This window comes from Aquiflexum sp., assembly GCF_041751335.1.
In the GTDB taxonomy this organism is placed as follows: domain Bacteria; phylum Bacteroidota; class Bacteroidia; order Cytophagales; family Cyclobacteriaceae; genus Aquiflexum.
The window spans coordinates 1-4,135 of the sequence record NZ_JBGSXS010000361.1; the positions used below are offsets into that span (position 1 = coordinate 1).

The 4,135-nt window shown below is 40.9% G+C and carries 4 protein-coding genes and 1 pseudogene; all 5 read left to right on the forward strand.

The features are described from left to right. The coding region (locus ACEW8U_RS19690; protein WP_373523770.1) for a TonB-dependent receptor at positions 1-1,884 on the forward strand (1,884 nt) is incomplete at its 5' end. A 418-nt stretch (positions 1,885-2,302) separates the two neighbouring features. Further along, positions 2,303-3,163, forward strand: a complete 861-nt coding sequence (locus ACEW8U_RS19695) for a hypothetical protein (protein WP_373523771.1) — start codon at positions 2,303-2,305, stop codon at positions 3,161-3,163. Positions 3,164-3,311: 148 nt separating this feature from the next. After that, entirely contained in the window at positions 3,312-3,521 is a 210-nt protein-coding gene (locus ACEW8U_RS19700) for a helix-turn-helix domain-containing protein (protein ID WP_373523772.1), read from the forward strand. A gap of 4 nt (positions 3,522-3,525) precedes the next feature. Beyond that, on the forward strand, positions 3,526-3,855 hold the full coding sequence (locus ACEW8U_RS19705) for a HipA N-terminal domain-containing protein (protein WP_373523773.1): 330 nt from the start codon (positions 3,526-3,528) through the stop codon (positions 3,853-3,855). Continuing rightward, positions 3,852-4,135 (forward strand): annotated as a pseudogene (locus ACEW8U_RS19710) (type II toxin-antitoxin system HipA family toxin); the annotation flags it as partial. The gene ACEW8U_RS19705 and the pseudogene ACEW8U_RS19710, both read left to right, overlap by 4 nt.

Consider the following 4,135-nt stretch of genomic DNA (forward strand, 5'->3'; position numbering starts at 1 on the left):
AGAATGGCGGCTTCCTTTTCAGGTGTTGTTGCCACAGATGATGGCAACAACAATATTTCGATCCGGGGCAACAGCCCCAACGGGTTGCTATGGAGAATGGAAGGTATAGATATCCCCAACCCAAACCATTTTGCAAGTCCGGGAACTGCCGGAGGGGGAATTTCCATCCTCAGTGCCCAGTTGCTGACCAATTCTGACTTTATCACCGGTGCATTTCCAGCAGAGTATGGCAATGCCCTTTCGGGTGTATTTGACCTCAGTTTGAGAAAGGGCAATAATGAAAAGCGGGAATTTACCGTTCAGGCAGGGTTTCTGGGAACCGACATAGCAGCCGAAGGCCCGATTTCAAAAAATTACAAAGGCTCCTATCTGATCAATTATCGGTATTCAACCCTTTCCATGCTATCCAAAATGGGAGTCCCTTTGGGAGATTTTGTCACCAACTTCCAGGACCTTTCATTCAACTTCTTCCTTCCAACAGGTGACAAAAGTAGCATTTCTGTCTTTGGCTTTGGAGGATTGAGCGACCAAAACAGGAATGCCCAAAAAGACTCCCTGAGTTGGACAGCCGATTTTGACAGGTTCAGTTCTACCTTTTTCTCCAATACAGGGGCAGTGGGTATCAAGCATTCCTACATCCTCAACAAATCCAATTTCCTTCAAACTACAGTACTGGCTTCGGGCAGTGGATTGGGAGAAAAATATGGGAGACTCAATAATGAATACCAGAATGACGAGAAGTTCTATTCTGATTTTGGGCAATCAAAAATCACCTTCAGTTCAGTCCTGAATACCAAAATCTCTCCCAAATACAACCTGAGAAGCGGGATTTTCCTCAACCAATTATACTACAATATCCAAGAAAATGCCTTCGATGAGGACTCGGGCCAAATGAAGTCCCAAATCGATGCCAAAGGAAGCACCCAAAGTGTACAGGCATTTTCCCAACTTAACATCCGGGCGAGCCAAAGATTAACCCTGAACATGGGTCTGCATTATCTGCAATTGATGCTGAACAAATCCAATTCAATCGAACCAAGGTTAAGCGCTACTTATGAATTGGATGAAAAACAAAGAATCAGCTTAGGGTACGGTCTGCACAGTCAGATACAGCCTTTGGGGACATATTTTGCCAAACAGGAAGAAAACGGTGAAATCCTGTTGCCAAATAAGGAACTCGGACTGAGCAAATCCCATCATGTAGTCTTGGGGTATGACCGATCGCTGAACCCATACTTGAGGATGAAAGTCGAAACCTATTACCAGCACCTGTTCCAAATTCCCATCAAACCCGGCGAAGATCAGACCTATTCGATCATCAATCAGGAATGGACCTTTATGACTGAGCCTTTGGTCAACAGGGGTTTGGGCAAAAACTATGGGGCTGAATTCACCTTAGAGCAGTTTACACACCGCGACCTCTACTTCCTGCTATCGGCTTCACTTTACAATTCCTTATATAAAACGGATGAAAACCGATGGCGAAATACCCGGTTCAATGGCAGGGCTAACATGGTACTGACCGCAGGCAAGGAATATCACTGGAACAAAAACCGGACTTTTGGGATCAATTTGAGATCTATTTATGGAGGAGGGCTGCGAAACACCCCCATCAATTTGGAGGAATCCATAGAGAAAGGAGAAACAGTATGGGTGGAATCGAGGGCTTTTGAAGAACAAAGTCCCTCCTATTTCAGGACCGACATCCGGGTCAGCCTAAAGCGCAACCGACTGAAATCCACCCAAACCCTGGCCTTGGACATACAGAATGTTTCCAACCGCAAAAACGTCTTTGGAAGCTATTTCGAACCCATGGAAGGCACACTGAAAACCGCCTACCTTACACCTATGATTCCTATTTTGAGTTATAGGGTGGAGTTTTAGGGGGTATGATATGTTAAAGTTGTCAGGAGTAAAAGAGTATTTTTCTCTAACCCTACTTTGTCAAGTTATGGACTGATTTGAAAATTTTCAATAATAATATTCTGACATTGGCTAAAGTCCCTTTAGGGACATAATATGGTTAAATAAAACGATCAATTGAACGGTTTTTGTGCCTCTAGGTACAACATATATCCCGTACCTAAAGGCACGAAAATCCACTAAAACCAACTCTTCCTACCCATTTATAGTCCCTAAAGGGACATTTCCTTCATTCAGAGAAATTTTTGAATAAAAATGTGAATTTCTAACCGCTCTTTTAAGTTGACAAAGTAGGGCTTATCAAAAGTTTAAAATGAAATAGATATTCTATTTTTATTTCTTAGATAAAACTATTTTAAGCTGTAATTCTAAATCCCTAATGAGCCTGAGCAAAAAACCCCATTCATTCCTGTTTTTCTCAATAATCCCTGCACTCCTATCCGGAACATACATAATGGAATATTTTGAGGTTTCGAGAAGTCTGTGGATTATGAATCTTGGATTCGGATTGATTGGTATCGCTTTGCAATTGGTATTATACAGGTTTAGACCTGTTTTCAATAGGGTGAATCCCTACCCCATTATCTTGATATCAATTCTTTTGTTGATGTTGACTTTTTGGGATGATGGTATTCAGAATGTGTATAGATGGGTCAGTATTGGAAACTTTAAGGTAAATATTGGTCTGATAATAAGCCCATTGATTTTGATTCATATCTACAAATTGGAAAATCAAATCCATGCAATTTTGGTTTCTTTACTTGTAGTCATCATTTTCCTCTTTCAGCCCGATGCTTCTTTGGTAACCGCTTTTTCAGCAGCGGCAGTTATCCTTTTATTCAGGAAAAACATCTCGAAATCAACCCAACGTTTTATTTTGCTTTTCGCGATTGGAGCTTCGGTTTTAGCCTGGTACAGATTGGACAGTTTGCCACCTGTCAATTATGTGGAAGGTATCCTGACACTTGCCCAGGAAATCAGCGGTTTTTTTGCTTTCTGTTCGGTTCTTTCCTTGGTTTTGTTGCCCCTTCCGTTTTTTGTTTTGGCAAGCAAAGAAAATAGGACAATGTCTTACAGTTTGGGTATATATTACTTTCTGATTTTGTTGGCAACCCTATTTGGAAACTTCCCTGTGATGGTGATGGGTTATGGGATTTCGCCGATTATCGGGTATTTCATTGGATTGATTTGGTTGGGAGAGGGTGGTTCAAGACTTGAGAAAAAAGAAAAATCCATATAAAAGTCAATTTTTGAAATCACACTATAATGTGATAATAACACTTTAAATCTCTTCAAAAATATCTTTCTCATAAAAAATCACAATATACTATGATTTATCTTGAATTTTAGATAGAATCAACTTAATTTACATCCAAAATCACAATATAATGTTATCTACTCAAATTGGAGAAACCATCAAAAAGAGAAGAAATGAGTTGGGTATCACCCAACCGCACTTGGCGGAATTAGCTGGTATCAGCACAAACTCGCTTTATAAACTGGAAAGGGGGCAAAGTAATCCTTCATTAGAGCTATTGAACAAGTTGATAGAAGTATTGGGTATGGAAATCAAATTGGAAGTCATAAAGAAGTATTGATTGAATGAGAAAGGCAAAAGTGTACCGTAATGGAATATTGGCTGGAGTTCTAATTGAAGAGGACCGTAAGCATTTTGTGTTCCGGTATGAAGACAGCTATTTTAATGATCCGGAGAAACCTGCCATCAGTTTGACGCTGCCAAAAACCCAACAGGAATACCATAGCGAATACATTTTCCCCTTTTTCAGCAATATGATTGCAGAAGGAAGCAACTTAGCCATACAAAGCACTTATTTGAAAATAGACGAAAGAGACGTTCTGTCGCTTTTGGGTGCCACGGCAGAAAGTGACAGCATCGGTGCGGTGACTGTCAAATTAATTGAAACTGAATGAACCTCGATGACATTAAATATTGCCCATGCACTTTGGCGGAAGGATTTGATGCTTACAGTCCTGCAGGATTGCGGTTGCTGTTCAACCGTAAAAAAGTAAGCCATATCCTGGGATTCAATGCTCCCCAAGTGGATGAAGAAGTTGCTGAGAAATTACGGCAAAACAGCAAATCCATTTCCATCAGCGGCGCACAATTCAAACAATCCCTTGTCCTTGATCACAACAAACTCAGGCTCACCGAACCGGGAGAACCGGGCCATTTTATCCTAAAACCCATTCC